At 31.4% G+C, this 15,741-nt stretch carries 12 protein-coding genes; 6 read left to right on the top strand and 6 right to left on the bottom strand.

Going from position 1 to position 15,741, the window contains the following annotated elements:
* Positions 1 to 94: 94 nt before the first annotated feature.
* Positions 95 to 256, top strand: coding sequence for a DUF1328 domain-containing protein (locus ACW9UN_RS08065; protein WP_459485593.1), 162 nt, complete (start codon positions 95 to 97; stop codon positions 254 to 256).
* Positions 257 to 469: 213 nt separating this feature from the next.
* Here the strand turns inward: ACW9UN_RS08065 and ACW9UN_RS08060 are convergent, their stop codons facing one another.
* From ACW9UN_RS08060 to ACW9UN_RS08045, 4 genes are all read right to left on the bottom strand, one after another.
* A complete protein-coding gene (locus tag ACW9UN_RS08060) occupies positions 470 to 1,471 on the bottom strand; it encodes an App1 family protein phosphatidate phosphatase (protein ID WP_459485592.1) in 1,002 nt (333 codons plus the stop codon).
* 79 nt (positions 1,472 to 1,550) lie between these two features.
* Complete coding sequence (locus ACW9UN_RS08055; RefSeq protein ID WP_459485590.1) at positions 1,551 to 3,989, bottom strand: sodium-translocating pyrophosphatase; 2,439 nt, start codon at positions 3,987 to 3,989, stop codon at positions 1,551 to 1,553.
* Positions 3,990 to 4,112: 123 nt separating this feature from the next.
* A complete protein-coding gene (locus tag ACW9UN_RS08050; protein ID WP_397445477.1) occupies positions 4,113 to 4,640 on the bottom strand; it encodes an inorganic diphosphatase in 528 nt (175 codons plus the stop codon).
* Between the two features lie 173 nt (positions 4,641 to 4,813).
* Entirely contained in the window at positions 4,814 to 5,791 is a 978-nt protein-coding gene (locus tag ACW9UN_RS08045; RefSeq protein ID WP_459485588.1) for a pyruvate dehydrogenase complex E1 component subunit beta, read from the bottom strand.
* 493 nt (positions 5,792 to 6,284) lie between these two features.
* On the opposite strand from ACW9UN_RS08045, the gene ACW9UN_RS08040 reads away from it, so the two are divergent.
* The 5 genes from ACW9UN_RS08040 to ACW9UN_RS08020 all read left to right on the top strand — a co-directional run bounded on the left by ACW9UN_RS08040 (position 6,285) and on the right by ACW9UN_RS08020 (position 11,318).
* The gene (locus ACW9UN_RS08040) at positions 6,285 to 7,031 is read left to right on the top strand and encodes an electron transfer flavoprotein subunit beta/FixA family protein (RefSeq protein WP_459485586.1); all 747 of its coding nucleotides are present in this window, start codon (positions 6,285 to 6,287) and stop codon (positions 7,029 to 7,031) included.
* Positions 7,032 to 7,134: 103 nt separating this feature from the next.
* Entirely contained in the window at positions 7,135 to 8,091 is a 957-nt protein-coding gene (locus ACW9UN_RS08035; RefSeq protein WP_459485585.1) for an electron transfer flavoprotein subunit alpha/FixB family protein, read from the top strand.
* A gap of 189 nt (positions 8,092 to 8,280) precedes the next feature.
* Entirely contained in the window at positions 8,281 to 8,892 is a 612-nt protein-coding gene (locus ACW9UN_RS08030) for a bifunctional nuclease family protein (protein WP_459485582.1), read from the top strand.
* A gap of 15 nt (positions 8,893 to 8,907) precedes the next feature.
* Positions 8,908 to 10,311 carry a NupC/NupG family nucleoside CNT transporter gene (locus ACW9UN_RS08025; RefSeq protein WP_459485580.1) on the top strand — a complete coding sequence of 468 codons (1,404 nt, stop codon included), beginning with the start codon at positions 8,908 to 8,910 and terminating at the stop codon, positions 10,309 to 10,311.
* Between the two features lie 182 nt (positions 10,312 to 10,493).
* Positions 10,494 to 11,318, top strand: coding sequence for a thymidylate synthase (locus ACW9UN_RS08020; protein ID WP_459485578.1), 825 nt, complete (start codon positions 10,494 to 10,496; stop codon positions 11,316 to 11,318).
* Positions 11,319 to 11,400: 82 nt separating this feature from the next.
* Here the strand turns inward: ACW9UN_RS08020 and ACW9UN_RS08015 are convergent, their stop codons facing one another.
* Together ACW9UN_RS08015 and mfd are read right to left on the bottom strand one after the other, a co-directional pair.
* Positions 11,401 to 12,258, bottom strand: a complete 858-nt coding sequence (locus tag ACW9UN_RS08015) for a DMT family transporter (RefSeq protein ID WP_459485576.1) — start codon at positions 12,256 to 12,258, stop codon at positions 11,401 to 11,403.
* Positions 12,259 to 12,330: 72 nt separating this feature from the next.
* Complete coding sequence (gene mfd / locus ACW9UN_RS08010) at positions 12,331 to 15,663, bottom strand: transcription-repair coupling factor (RefSeq protein ID WP_459485575.1); 3,333 nt, start codon at positions 15,661 to 15,663, stop codon at positions 12,331 to 12,333.
* Positions 15,664 to 15,741 lie beyond the last annotated feature (78 nt).

Raw genomic sequence — 15,741 nt, 5'->3', positions numbered from 1 at the left:
AACGAGTTAATGCGCTCTTTATTAATAAATTAAATTTGATATGTAAGAAATAGTAATACAACTATTTAAATATTAATCACTAAAAACTTAAACTATGTTACGTTGGGCAATCACATTTATGATAATAGCATTAATAGCTGGAGTATTAGGCTTCGGAGGTATAGCAGGAGCAGCTGCAGGAATCGCTAAAATAGTATTTGTAGTATTTATTATACTTTTTTTAATTTCATTAATTACCGGAAGAAAAAAAGCATAAACCATACTATAATTTAAAATAGTAAGAGGCTGTCTGAAAAGTATTAAAATTTGTTGTTTGGACTGTAATAGAAAAAACTTATAAATTGATAACTTAATGTATAGATTTTTTGATTTTGAGAAAAATGACATGTAAATTTACTTTTCAACCAGCCTTTTTTAGAAAATAGCGAAAATATAAAATCGAGAGCTTACTTGTTTTCATTTTTTGATTTTATGAAATAAACTTATGCTTTTTTGCATGTGCAATAGCTTCATCGCTATTGGTAACAAATAAAAATTCAGTGTCTTTATAATTTTGCATCAAATTTTGTATTCTAACATTGTTTCTGTTTTTAGCTACACTTCTTACATAAATGGCTTTAATTCTATTCGGAAATTGAGTTACTGTTTCCATATAAATATCTGCATCTTTCTCTCCTGCATCTCCAATTAGAATAAAAGGCAGTTTTTTATACGTTTTTAAAATATTGATAATTTCTTTTTGTTTTTGTGGTTTACTATTTTTCTTTTTAGAAAAAACAGATCTCATTGCTCTTAATAAAATGGCTCCTTTTGGAAAATTATTTTTCTTTAAAAAGTAAGTTAAATACCTGTACATATTCCAAGGACTGTGGCTTACATAAAAAAAAGGATTTCTATTCTTACCAGAGTTACCCAGGTGTAATAAATTATAAAATTTAGAGGTACCTTCTAATGCTTTTCTATTGTAAGGTGATTTAAAAAAGGTGTTAATAAGAAGTCTCCACTTTAATAAAGACACAACACCAGTGTGTAAAATAGTATCATCAATATCACTTATAACTCCAAAATCTGCATGTTTAGATGGTATTAATAAACTACCTTTAAATTTATTTTTTTTGCTTATAATTTTATTAATTTTTGTGTTGGCGTAAGACAATTCGAAATGCAACCACCCCATAGAAGTTGTTAAACTTTGCAAACCTTCTACTTTTTCATCAACTAAAAAATAGCCATCTTTATCTGTTATTGTTTTTATTGTATGCAGATTTGGTAAGGTTATCACTAACGCTGTGTGTTTAATTTCGTCACTTTCAAAACGTTTCCAGGTATTTAGTAGTATTTTAAAAATATTATTACTTTCTAAAGTTATTTTTTCATCTTCTAAAGCTCTACCTCTGGCGTAAAAATGGTTGGCAGTACCATAACTTTGAAACACAATTATTTGTAAAGGATCGTTAGAAAAAATTGACATTTTTTGTTTAAAGGTACATATAGTGCGTAAAAAAAGCCACATAAAAGTGGCTTTTTTGATTTTTTTAAAGAAAGAGAAATTATTTTTTATCGTTTATAATAATTTCAATTTCTTTAGTATTCGTTTTTTTGTTTTTATGAACATCCATAGAAACAATTTCTCCGGCTTTTTTAGCTTTAGCTTCAATTTCTTCTAGAGTTCCTGTAAATTTTTCTGTTTCTGTAGTAGTTTTACCATTTCTATTTCTTGTAGTAGTAATGGTAGCAGCAATTAAATTATTACTATTAGTAGTTGTAGCTTCTATTTTTACTTCGTTTCTTATATCATTTTTTGCATTTGAATGCTCTGAATGTCCTCCTAAAATAGGAGCAACAACCAAGCCAATTAAACACGTTAATTTAATTAAGATGTTCATTGATGGGCCAGAAGTGTCTTTAAAAGGATCTCCAACAGTATCTCCAGTTACAGCAGCCTTATGCGCATCAGAACCTTTATAAGTCATTTCACCATTGATTTCAACACCAGCCTCAAAAGATTTTTTAGCATTATCCCAAGCTCCACCAGCATTATTTTGGAAAATTGCCCAAAGTACCCCAGAAACAGTTACACCAGCCATATAGCCACCTAACATTTCTGCAATAGCCAATTTATCCATACCAAAAACCAAAGGTAAAAAAGCAATTATTAAAGGAAATCCAATAGTTAATAAGCCAGGTAACATCATTTGTTTTAAAGAGGCTTGTGTAGAAATTGCCACACATTTATCGTATTCAGGCTTGCCTGTACCTTCCATTATTCCTGGAATAGCTTTAAATTGTCTTCTAACCTCCTGTACCATTTCCATAGCAGCTTTACCAACAGCATTCATAGCAAGAGCTGAAAAAACTACAGGTACCATTCCACCTACAAATAACATGGCTAAAACTGGTGCTTTAAAAATGTTAATTCCGTCAATTCCTGTAAACGTTACATACGCAGCAAAAAGCGCTAATGAGGTTAATGCAGCAGAAGCAATCGCAAAACCTTTACCAGTTGCTGCTGTGGTATTACCTACTGAATCTAAAATATCTGTACGTTCTCTTACTATAGGTTCTTGCTCACTCATTTCTGCAATACCACCTGCGTTATCAGAAATAGGACCAAAAGCATCAATAGCTAATTGCATGGCAGTTGTAGCCATCATTGCAGAAGCAGCTAAAGCAACACCATAAAAACCAGCAAAAGCGTAAGAAGCCCAAATTGCACCAGCAAATAATAATACTGACGGAAATGTAGATATCATACCAGTTGCTAAACCAGCAATAATATTTGTTCCAGCTCCTGTTGATGATTGTTGCACTATTTTTAAGATTGGAGATTTACCTAACCCTGTATAATATTCAGTTACTGATGATATAACAGCACCAACCACTAAACCTACTAAGGTTGCGTAAAATACGCGCATGGAAGAGATTTCTTGTAAACCTTCACCAAAAAATTCCATCTGCATAGTTTCTGGCAACATCCAAGTAACCAAACCAAAACAAGAAAGACCTACTAAAACAATTGAAGTCCAGTTTCCTTTATTTAAAGCGCCCATTACTTGATCTTCTTTAGCATCATTAGAGCTAATTTTTACCAGCATTGTACCAATTATAGAAATAATAATACCAGCACCCGCAATTGCCATTGGTAATAAGATTGGCCCAATGCCTCCAAAAGCATCTGTAATGCTTCCACCCATATCATTAATTACATAGTTACCTAAAACCATAGCAGCTAAAACTGTGGCTACATAAGAGCCAAATAAATCTGCACCCATACCAGCAACATCTCCAACATTATCACCAACATTGTCTGCAATTGTAGCTGGATTTCTAGGGTCGTCTTCGGGAATTCCAGCTTCTACTTTACCTACTAAATCTGCACCAACATCAGCAGCTTTGGTATAGATACCACCACCAACTCTAGCAAAAAGAGCAATAGATTCTGCACCTAAAGAAAAACCAGCTAAAGTTTCTAGAACTATGGTCATATCTGCAGTAGTAGTCCATATTCCGCCCATAAATTTTTGGTAAAAAACGATAAAAAAAGCAGTTAATCCTAAAACGGCTAAACCAGCAACTCCCAATCCCATAACTGTTCCTCCGCCAAAAGATATTTTTAGAGCGTTTGGTAAACTTGTTCTTGCAGCCTGTGTAGTTCTAACATTTGTTTTAGTAGCTATTTTCATTCCAATATTGCCTGCAAAAGCAGAAAATACAGCCCCAAAAATAAAAGCTATTACAATTAACCAGTGTGTAGTTGGTACAACAAACGAAACTACGGCTAGTGCTATACTTACAATTACAACAAAAATTGCAAGTAATTTATACTCTGCACTTAAAAAAGCCAGAGCTCCTTCATAAATGTAATCTGAAATTTCTTTCATCTTACCATCACCAGCATCTTGTTTCATTACCCAAGATTGTTTAATCCACATGTAGATTAGGCCTAGGAGTGCCATTACAATTGGCATCCAAATCATTAATGATTCCATATTTTTTTTTGAATTTGATTAGTTTAAAACGGCAGTAAAAATATGAAAATATATATGATAAAAAAAGCTATCTTAAATTTAAGATAGCTTAATATTTTATTTAAATTTTAAGAATATGATAATTTAAATTGTGAAGGTTCTTTTCTTCTTATGTTCGCTATTATCATAACGTTCTACACATTCGTGATAAATTTTTAAAGCAGCCTCTGCATTTCCCCAACCTCCAGTATCAACTTTTTTCTCTTCTAAATCTTTATACACTTGAAAAAAGTGTTCAATTTCTTTTAATCTATGTGGATTTAGGTCAGAAATATCGGTTTTTTTACTCCAGATAGGATCAGAAACAGGTACACAAATCACTTTTTCATCAGGGCCTTTTTCATCTGTCATATAAAAAACACCTATAGGTCTCACCTCCATTACTACCATTGGATAAGTTGGTTGATGACCTAAAACTAAAACATCTAAAGGATCAGAGTCTAAAGCCAAAGTTTCAGGAATAAATCCATAATCTCCAGGATACATCATTGATGAAAAAAGCATTCTATCAAAACGAATTTTGTTTAGTGCAAAATCGTATTCATATTTATTTCTACTTCCTTTAGGAATTTCTATTAAAACATCAAAGGTCAAAGGTTTACTTTCGCTCATAATTAAATCAATTTGTTAAAATTTTGAAACAAATGTAGCGAAACTGTTATGTTTTATAAAGTAAAATAGAAAATTATTTACGCAATTGTTTTCGGTTGAAATAAAAAGTTAATAGAATAAAAAATCCTTCTTAACATAAATCAAGAAGGATTTTTAAGTGTTAAAATTGCACTCTATAAATACATTACTTCTTTTACAGCTTTAATAACATCATTAGAATTTGGTATCCATTTTTCTAATAATACAGGAGAATAAGGTGCAGGTGTGTCTGCTGTAGTTATTCTTTTTATAGGTGCATCTAAATAATCAAATGCTTGGTCTTGAATTCTATAGGTAATTTCTGAAGCTACACTTGCAAAAGGCCAAGCTTCCTCTAAAACAACTAATCTATTTGTTTTTTTTACTGATGTTAAGATGGCATCATGATCCATAGGACGTACAGTTCTTAAATCTATGATTTCTACAGAAATATTTTCTTTAGCTAATTCGTCTGCAGCTTTGTAGGCTTCCTTAATAATTTTACCAAAAGATACAATAGTAACGTCTGTACCTTCTCTTTTAATGTCGGCAACGCCAATTGGTATGATATATTCTCCTTCTGGAATCTCCATTTTGTCACCATACATTTGTTCTGATTCCATAAAAATTACAGGATCATCATCTCTAATAGCTGCCTTTAACAAGCCTTTTGCATCATAAGGATTTGAGGGTACAATTACTTTTAAACCAGGTGTATTTGCAAACCAGTTTTCAAAAGCTTGAGAGTGAGTAGCACCTAATTGACCAGCAGAAGCAGTAGGTCCTCTAAATACAATTGGGCAATTAAATTGGCCTCCAGACATTTGTCTTATTTTGGCAGCATTGTTTATAATTTGATCAATCCCAACTAAAGAGAAGTTAAAGGTCATATATTCTACAATTGGTCTGTTTCCATTCATTGCAGAACCAATAGCAACCCCTGCAAAACCAAGTTCAGCAATTGGAGTATCAATTACACGTTTTTCACCAAACTCATCTAGCATTCCTTTACTTGCTTTATAGGCACCATTGTACTCGGCAACCTCTTCACCCATAAGGTAAATGCTATCATCTCTTCGCATTTCTTCGCTCATTGCTTCGCAAATTGCTTCCCTGAATTGAACTGTTTTCATATAGAATTAATTGTTGTTTGTTTTGGTAAGCAAAAATAAGCAATTAATTGACATTTTTTAAGAATACTATTTATAAAGTTAAAGAATCTTGTGAATTATTTTAGAATTTTTTTGAATCAACAAAGAATCATCATCTAAAAGGCTTTTTTTGATGCAAAATGACATTGAAAAGTAATAATATTTTGATAAAAACTTTAAAAAATAAATTTACTCAAAAACCAAATTTGTTTTTTCTTTAAGATAGTTTTCAAATAATGCATCAATCAAAACTGCTGTTTTAGTTTTTTAATTGCCTACCTAATTTTAATTGCATTTATATTGTAGTTGTTTTTAAAAAGAGTTTAATCTTTAGATGAAATATTTACAATGCAATGTATACTCAATCGTTTTCGAAAAATGTTAAATTATTTAAAATTTATTATGCATGCATAGTATTTTTTAAAAAAAAGCCGTAGTTTTGTAAACAATAAAGACAACTACAAAATAGAATTTTATGAAAATATTAGTATGTATTAGCCATGTTCCTGATACCACTTCTAAAATTAATTTTACTGAAAACGATACGAAATTTGATACAAATGGCGTTCAGTTTGTGATCAATCCTTATGATGAGTTTAGTTTAACAAGAGCAATGTGGTTTAAGGAAAAGCAAGGTGCAAAAGTTACAGTTGTAAGTGTAGGAACATTAGCTACAGAGCCAACTTTGCGCAAAGCTTTAGCAATTGGTGCAGACGATGCTGTGAGGGTAAACATGGAGGCTACAGATGGTTTAGCGGTTGCCAAGCAATTGGCAGAAGTTGTTAAGAATGGAGGATATGATTTGGTTTTAGCCGGTAGAGAATCTATAGATTATAATGGAGGAATGGTGCCTGGAATGTTGGCAACTTTAATTGATTATAACTTTGTAAACGGTTGTGTAGGACTTGAGATTGATGAAACTTCTGTAACAGCTATTAGAGAAATTGATGGTGGAAACGAAACTTTAAGTACATCTTTACCATTAGTTGTAGGAGGACAAAAAGGAATTGTTGAAGAAAAAGATTTACGTATCCCAAATATGCGTGGTATTATGATGGCTCGTAAAAAGCCACTAAACATTGTTGAGCCAGTGCAAGCAGAACCAGCAACTTTAATTGAATCTTTCGAAAAACCTGCACCTAAAGGAACTGTTAAATTAATAGATGCTAACAATATTGATGAGTTGATAAACTTGTTACACGATGAGGCGAAAGTAATTTAATGCCTAAGATTAAATTTAACCGAACTTGATTCGGAATCTTTTTCAAGATAAATAGAATTATTAAAAAGTTCCTGAAATAATATCAGGATAAAAATATAAAAATATGTCAGTTTTAGTTTTTGCAGATGCAACAGATGGTAAATTCAAAAAAAGTGCTTTTGAAGTGGTTTCATATGGAAAAAAAGTTGCAGAACAATTAGGGAGTAAGATTGTGGCTCTAACAATAAATGCCGATAATAATGATGCGTTATACGCTTATGGAGCAGAAAAAGTGGTAGCTGTTTCTAATGAAATCTTAAAAACTTTTAATGCCAAACAATATGCATCAGTAATTCAGCAAGTTGCAGAAGCACAAGGTTCAGATACGGTAATTTTAGATTCTAGTATAGATACTTTACACGTAGCTCCAATATTGGCAGTTGCTCTAGATGCAGGTTATGCATCAAATGTAGTTGCATTACCAAGTTCTACTAGTCCTTTTACTGTTAAAAGAAAAGCTTTTTCAAATAAAGGTTTTAGCAATACTGTAATAACAACAGCAAATAAAATTATTGGTGTTGCTAAAAATTCTTACGGAGTTTTTGAAAATACTGTAGCTGGTACAACAGAAAATTTCGAAGCTACAATTGTAGATTCAGGAGTAACATCAACAAAAGTAGAAAGAGTTACAGGTAAAGTAACCATTGCAGATGCAGATATTGTTGTTTCTGCAGGTAGAGGTTTAAAAGGACCAGAAAATTGGGGTATGGTAGAAGAACTTGCAGATGTTTTAGGAGCTGCAACAGCTTGTTCTAAGCCAGTATCAGATTTAGGCTGGAGACCTCATGGAGAACATGTGGGGCAAACAGGTAAACCAGTAGCCTCTAACCTATATATTGCTATTGGAATTTCTGGTGCCATTCAGCACTTAGCAGGTATTAATGCCTCTAAAGTAAAGGTAGTTATTAATACAGACCCAGAAGCACCATTTTTTAAGGCTGCAGATTATGGGGTTGTAGGTGATGCTTTTGAGGTGGTTCCGCAATTAATAGAGAAGCTAAAAGCTTTTAAGCAAGCTTAATTCAAATATTCAAACACAGTTTTTTAATGAAAACCTATTAGCTTAGTAACCTAATAGGTTTTTTCTTTTGGTAAAAACTCGTAAAATAAAAAGGCTCAGTCTATTATTTTTATTAAATTGTGCCCTTCAAAAAAGTATGGTTTATAAACCACTTATAAATTTCTTTTTTTTGATTTTGTAGAATGATATATGAGTTTAATACCACTAACCATTAAAGGAATTTCATACAGTCAAACACAAACAGGAGCCTATGCTTTAGTTTTAAGTGAGATTGAAGGAACTAGAACCTTACCCATTATAATTGGAGCTTTTGAAGCACAATCTATAGCAATTGCTCTAGAAACCGAAATTAGACCACCAAGACCTTTGACACACGACTTATTCAAAACTTTTTCAGATACCTTTGGTATTGTTGTAAAAGAAGTAATTATTCATAAGCTGGTAGATGGAGTTTTCTTTTCTAGTTTAATTTGCGAAAGAGAAGGTGTTGAAGAAGTAATTGATACTAGAACTTCAGATGCCATTGCTATTGCTGTTCGTTTTAATTCACCAATTTACACCTACGAAAATATTTTAGATAAAGCTGGTATTTATTTAAAGGTAGAAGAGGAAATGGATATAGAGAATAAGGATGAATCTTCTGAATTACCAATAGATTTTGAGGTTTCTTCACCCCAAAAAGCAAATGATTTTTCAACCTTATCATTAAAGGAATTACACAATCAACTAAATAATGCTGTAGCGAACGAGAACTATGAACTTGCAGCCAAAATTAGAGACGAAATTAGTAAACGTCCTTAAATTATAGAACCAATAATGAAAAAATTAGTTGTCTTAATTCTTTGTTTTTTATCCGTTTCAATATTTTCTCAAGAGGCAGATGCAGTAATAGCAACCTCAGAAATTATTCCTAGTAAGGGATTTTCTATACATAGTTTGTGGAGAGGTGTTTTAGGAATGTTAGTTTTAATTTTGATTGCTTTTTTATTTAGTAGCAACAAAAAAGCTATTGATTGGAAAAAAGTTGGTATTGGTTTAGCCTTGCAATTGTTAATTGCAATAGGCGTCTTAAAAGTAAAATTTATTCAAGCAATATTTGAGTTTATTGGGGGGATTTTTATTGAGATTTTAGAATACACAAAAGCAGGTAGTGAATTCTTGTTTTCAGGAATGGTTAGTAATATGGATACTTTTGGCTATATTTTTGCTTTTCAAGTTTTGCCAACAATTATCTTTTTCTCTGCGCTTACCTCACTATTGTTTTATTTAGGTATTATTCAAAAAGTAGTGAAAATACTCGCCATTGGCCTTTCTAAATTTTTAGGGATTTCTGGAATGGAAAGTTTATCAGTAGCCGGAAATATTTTTCTAGGACAAACAGAAGCGCCTTTATTGATAAAAGCATACTTAGAAAAAATGAATAAGTCTGAAATGCTTTTGGTAATGATTGGTGGAATGGCCACAGTTGCTGGTGCTGTTTTAGCAGCATATATTGGCTTTTTAGGTGGTGGAGATAAACAATTAGAATTGGTGTTTGCCAAACATTTATTAGCAGCTTCTGTTATGGCTGCACCTGGTGCTATTGTAATTTCTAAAATCTTGTATCCACAAACGGAAGATGTGAATACAGATGTTACTGTTTCTCAAGAAAAAATAGGTTCAAATATATTAGACGCTATTGCAAACGGTACTACAGAAGGTTTACGATTGGCTGTAAATGTTGGTGCTATGTTGTTGGTATTTGTAGCAGTTATTGCAATGGTAAATGGTATTTTGGGTTGGACAGGAAATGTTACTACTTTAAATGATATTATAGCTGCAAATACTGGGTATAAACAGCTTTCTTTAGAATTTATTTTAGGGTATATTTTTGCGCCTTTAATGTGGTTAATTGGTGTTGCAGCAGAAGATATGGCACTAATGGGGCAATTATTAGGAATTAAATTAGCAGCTAGCGAATTTGTAGGTTATATACAATTAGCAGAATTGAAAAATGCAGCTAGTGCTAGTCACTTAACCTTTAATAAATCTGTAATTATGGCAACTTATATGTTGTGCGGTTTTGCAAATTTTGCATCCATAGGCATACAAATTGGTGGTATTGGATCTCTTGCTCCTGGGCAACGTAAAACCTTATCAGAATTCGGAATGAAAGCTTTAATTGGTGGTACTATCGCTTCTTTAATGTCTGCAACTATTGCAGGGATGATTATAGGTTAAAAGCCCCTTTGTCTTTCATACATTTCCCAAAAGGGAAAATTTAGCAAGTTTTTAATTTAGTTAATAACCTATTGATAAAATCTTATTAAAAAAAAGAGATTAATTATATCATTTTTTATTTTTACAGGTACTAATAACACAACAGTATTTCTTCCCTTTGGGAAGATTAAGATGGGCTTTTTATGAAACAATATCACGATTTAGTAAAACACGTTTTAGCAAACGGAAATGAAAAAGGAGATAGAACAGGAACTGGAACCAAAAGTGTTTTTGGGTATCAAATGCGTTTTGATTTAAGTGAAGGTTTCCCTATGGTAACTACAAAAAAACTACACTTAAAATCTATAATTTATGAATTACTTTGGTTTATAAAAGGAGATACCAATATTAAATATCTACAAGAAAATGGTGTAAGAATTTGGAATGAATGGGCTGATGAAAATGGAGATTTAGGACCCGTTTATGGGCATCAATGGCGTAATTGGAATAGTGATGAGGTAGATCAGCTAAAAGAAGTGATAGCAACTTTAAAGAAAAATCCAAATTCAAGGAGAATGTTGGTTTCTGCTTGGAATCCATCAGTATTACCAGATACATCAGTTTCATTTTCAGAAAATGTAGCCAATGGAAAAGCAGCTTTACCTCCTTGCCATGCTTTTTTTCAGTTTTATGTTTCTGACGGAAAATTATCTTGTCAACTCTATCAAAGAAGTGCTGATATCTTTTTAGGCGTTCCTTTTAATATTGCTTCTTATGCACTATTTACAATGATGATTGCGCAAGTTTGTGGTTACAAAGCAGGTGAATTTATCCATACTTTTGGTGATGCTCATATTTATAATAATCACATAGAACAATTAGAATTGCAATTGTCTAGAAATATTAGACCATTACCAAAAATGAAAATCAATCCAAGTATAAAAAATATAGAAGATTTTACTTTTGATGATTTTGAATTGTTAGATTATAATCCACATCCTCATATAAAAGGAAAAGTGGCCATATAAATACACGAAAGCCATTTTACTTTTAGTAGTTGAAGAGGTAGTCTTTTCAAGTCAGTCTATACTAGATAAAAACGACATTTATCTACTTTTTACTGCGTAAGCTTTCAATAACAACAGTTAGTAAAATTAAACTACCACCAATATATACATTAAAGCTTGGTATTTCATTTACAAATAGATAAGCGATAATAATTCCGAAAATTGGTTGTACACTACTAATTATACTTGTGGTTGTGGCAGAAAAGTGTTGTAAAGAATTTACCATTAATGTATGCCCAATGGCTGTAGTTAATAAAGCAACTAGCAATAATAAAGGCAGTTCATCAATAGCATTAGAAAAATCACTGAAAAACAAAGTTGGTATCAAAAACACGGTAACCACAATCATTTGATAAAACATTAGCAAACTACCATTGTAAGTTTTTACTTCATTTTTAACCATTAAATTTCTGAGTGCATAAAAGAATGCAGAAAGTATTCCGAATAAAATTCCTTGTAGTTCATTATTCTCTAAAGAGAACTCAGGAACTAAAATATAAACACCAATTAGAACCAAAATAGCCAAGAAAATATGAATAACATTTATTTTTTGTTTGCTGAAAAAAGGTTCTAAAAAAGCGGTAATTACAGGATAAGTATAAATAGACAACATTCCTAAGGCAACATTAGATAGTTTTAATGCGTAAAAATAGGTTACCCAATGAGCACCCATTAGAAATCCGCTAATTAGAAAAGAGATTTTATCTTTTTTAGATTTTATGGTAAAGTCAATTTTTTGGTACTTACAAAATACAAACATTAAAATTGAAGCTAAAAAAGCCCTACATAAAATAATAGCTTCTGCTGGCATTGCTATATACCTGCCTAAAACACCAGAAGTACTTACAAAGAGTGTTCCTAAAAGTAAAATGGATAAATTTTTCGCGTGTTGATTTTGCATTATTTTGTTTGTGATAATGGTTTGTAAAGGAACTGTATTTTAATTTATAGCAATGCAAACAATGCAATTGAATTATATCTTTTGTAAAATTGTTAAAGCAGTTTTTACAGAATTAATCTTAATAAAAGTTATCATTAAACGCAAACCAGATTTTGTTTGTTTTTCTTTCATAACACAACTTTTTGGGTTGTGTTGAACGTATTTTAACATTCTAGAAAAAGCTTCTGTTTGATAAAAATCACTTTGTTGGTCTGATACAAAATAGCCAATCATTCTTTTTTGTTTTAAGATGATTTTTTCTAAACCCAAATCTTTTGCCAACCATTTTATACGCACAGAATCTAATAAATCTTCAACCTTAGTAGGTATTTCTCCAAATCTATCAGTAATTTCAGATTCAAAAACTTGCAATTCTTTTTCTTCGTTTAACGTACCTAACTTGTTGTACAAGGCTAACCTTTCTGTAATGGAATTGATATAATCATCAGGAAATAAAATTTCGAAATCCGTATCAATTTGAACCTCTTTTACGTATTCTTTTGGTTTAGAATTATCTGTAGGATACAATTCTTTAAACTCATTTTCTTTTAATTCTTCAATGGCTTCTTGTAATATTTTTTGATACGTATCAAATCCAATATCGTTTATAAATCCACTTTGTTCACCACCTAATAAATCTCCTGCACCACGAATTTCTAAATCTTTCATGGCAATGTTAATTCCACTTCCTAAATCAGAAAATAGCACCAAAGCTTCAATACGTTTTCTGGCATCATCTGTCATCATATGATAAGGAGGTGTTATAAAATAACAGAAGGCTTTTTTGTTAGAACGTCCAACTCTTCCTCTCATTTGATGTAAATCAGACAAACCAAAATTATTGGCATTATTTATAAAAATTGTATTGGCATTAGGCACATCTAAACCACTTTCTATAATGGTTGTTGATACTAAAACATCAAAATCACCAGCCATAAAACCAAGCATTAATTCCTCTAGTTTTTTGCCTTCCATTTGTCCATGGCCAATTCCTATTTTTGCTGATGGAACCAATCTTTGCAGTAAACCAGCCACTTCTTTAATATTTTCGATTCTATTATGAATAAAGAAAACTTGGCCTCCTCTAGAAATTTCGTAAGAAATGGCATCTCTGATGGTTTCTTCACCAAAACGAATTACATGACTTTCTATGGGATGTCTGTTTGGTGGTGGAGTTTTTATTACTGATAAATCTCTGGCAGCCATTAAACTAAATTGTAAAGTTCTCGGAATTGGAGTAGCAGTTAGGGTTAAAGTATCTACATTTTCTTTTAGCGTTTTTAGTTTGTCTTTTACAGCAACTCCAAATTTTTGCTCTTCATCAATAATTAAAAGCCCTAAATCTTTAAATTTTATACGCTGATTGGTTAATTGATGTGTACCAATTATAATATCTACTTCACCATTATTTACACCATCAATGGCAATAGTTTTTTGTTTGGCAGTTTTAAAGCGATTTAAATAATCAATTTTAATCGGAAAATCTTTTAATCTTTCAGAAAAGGTCTTGTAATGCTGAAAGGCCAAAATTGTAGTGGGTACTAAAATGGCAACTTGTTTTCCATTATCTACAGCTTTAAATGCGGCTCTTACAGCTACTTCTGTTTTTCCAAAACCAACATCACCACAAACCAATCTATCCATGGGTTGTTCTTTTTCCATATCATTTTTTACATCTTGAGTTGCTGTAAATTGATCTGGAGTGTCTTCGTACATAAAACTACCTTCTAATTCGTGTTGTATGTGCGTGTCTGGGCCAAAAGCAAATCCTTTTTGTAATTTTCTTTTGGCATACAACTGAATTAAATTAAAAGCAATGTGTTTAACTCTTGCTTTTGTTTTTTGTTTGATTTTTTTCCAAGCACCAGAACCTAATTTGTAAATCTTAGGCGCTTTACCATCTTTACCATTAAATTTTGATATTTTATGAAGTGAGTGAATGCTTACATATAAAATATCGCGTTCGCCGTAAATTAATTTAATAGCTTCTTGTTTATTGCCTTGAACATCAATTTTTTGCAAACCACCAAATTTTCCAATTCCATGATCCATGTGTGTTACATAATCGCCAATTTCAAGCTTATTTAATTCTTGAAGCGTAATAGCTTGCTTTTTAGCGTAACCATTTTTTAATCTGAATTTATGATAGCGTTCAAAAATTTGATGATCTGTATAACAAACTAATTTACGATCTACATCTACAAAACCTTGATAAAGAGGAAAAACAACAGTTTCGTAATGTACTTCTTGCTCTGCATCATCAAAAATATCATGAAAACGTTTGGCTTGCTGTTCGTTAGCGCAAAAAATATAATTGGTAAAACCAGCTTTGTGGTATTCCTCTAAATTATCAATTAATAAATTAAATTGTTTGTTAAAAGAGGGTTGAGGTTGTGTATTAAAAACGATATCAGATTTTTCATCAGAATTGGGATTTCCAAAATTTACTAATGTAAAATCTTGCAATTGTTTTTTGATGAAGCTACCATCACAAAATAACTCAGACGGTTTTGCATGCTTAATTTCTTTAGATAACTCTTTAAAAGCAACATCAGCTTTGCTAAAAAATTTGTCGAGGCTATTAGAAAGTAATTCTGTGTTTTTTGTAAAAATGATGGTTTTAGATGATATGTACTTTAAAAAACTTTCTCTTTTTTCTTGCAATGCCTTGTTTTCTACATTTGGCATTATCGAAACTTTTTTCAGTTTTTCTTTAGATAATTGAGTTTCTACATCAAAAGTTCTGATGCTGTCTATTTCATCACCAAAAAATTCAATTCGATAAGGTTCATCATTAGAAAAAGAAAAAACATCTATAATTCCACCTCTTACAGAGAAATCTCCTGGTTCTGTAACAAAATCTACACGTTTAAATTTGTATTCGAACAAAACTTCATTTACAAAATCTAAAGATAAATTATCGCTAACTCCCACTTTTAGCGTATTTTTTTCTAGTTCTGTTTTGGTAACTACTTTTTCGATTAATGCTGTTGGATAAGTAACAATTACTGCAGGTTTTTTACGAGAATTTATTCTGTTTAATACTTCTGAACGCAACAATACATTGGCATTGTCTGTTTCTTCTATTTGGTAAGGTCTTCTGTAAGAACCTGGATAAAAAAGAACATTTTTATCGCCTAAAAGTTGTTCTAAATCATTTAAATAATATGCAGCTTCTTCTTTATCATTAAAAATTAAAAGATAAGGTTTGTCTGCCTTTTTAAAAGTTTCTGAAATAACAAAAGACAATGAAGACCCAACCAAATTCGTAATTTGAAAATGGTTTTTGTCTTGTTGAAGGGCTTTAACGAACTGCGATACACTCGCAGATTTTTGATATTGGTTTACAATGTTCTGCTTGCTCAACGTAATAAATTTTTACAAATGTACTATACTTATGTAATAAAAAAGCCCTCAAGAATTTTCTTTTCTTGTCGAATACAA

It is taken from the genome of Polaribacter litoreus (genome assembly GCF_054584775.1).
Note: the sequence above shows the minus strand (reverse complement) of the source record. Positions and strands in the feature narration are given on the sequence as shown.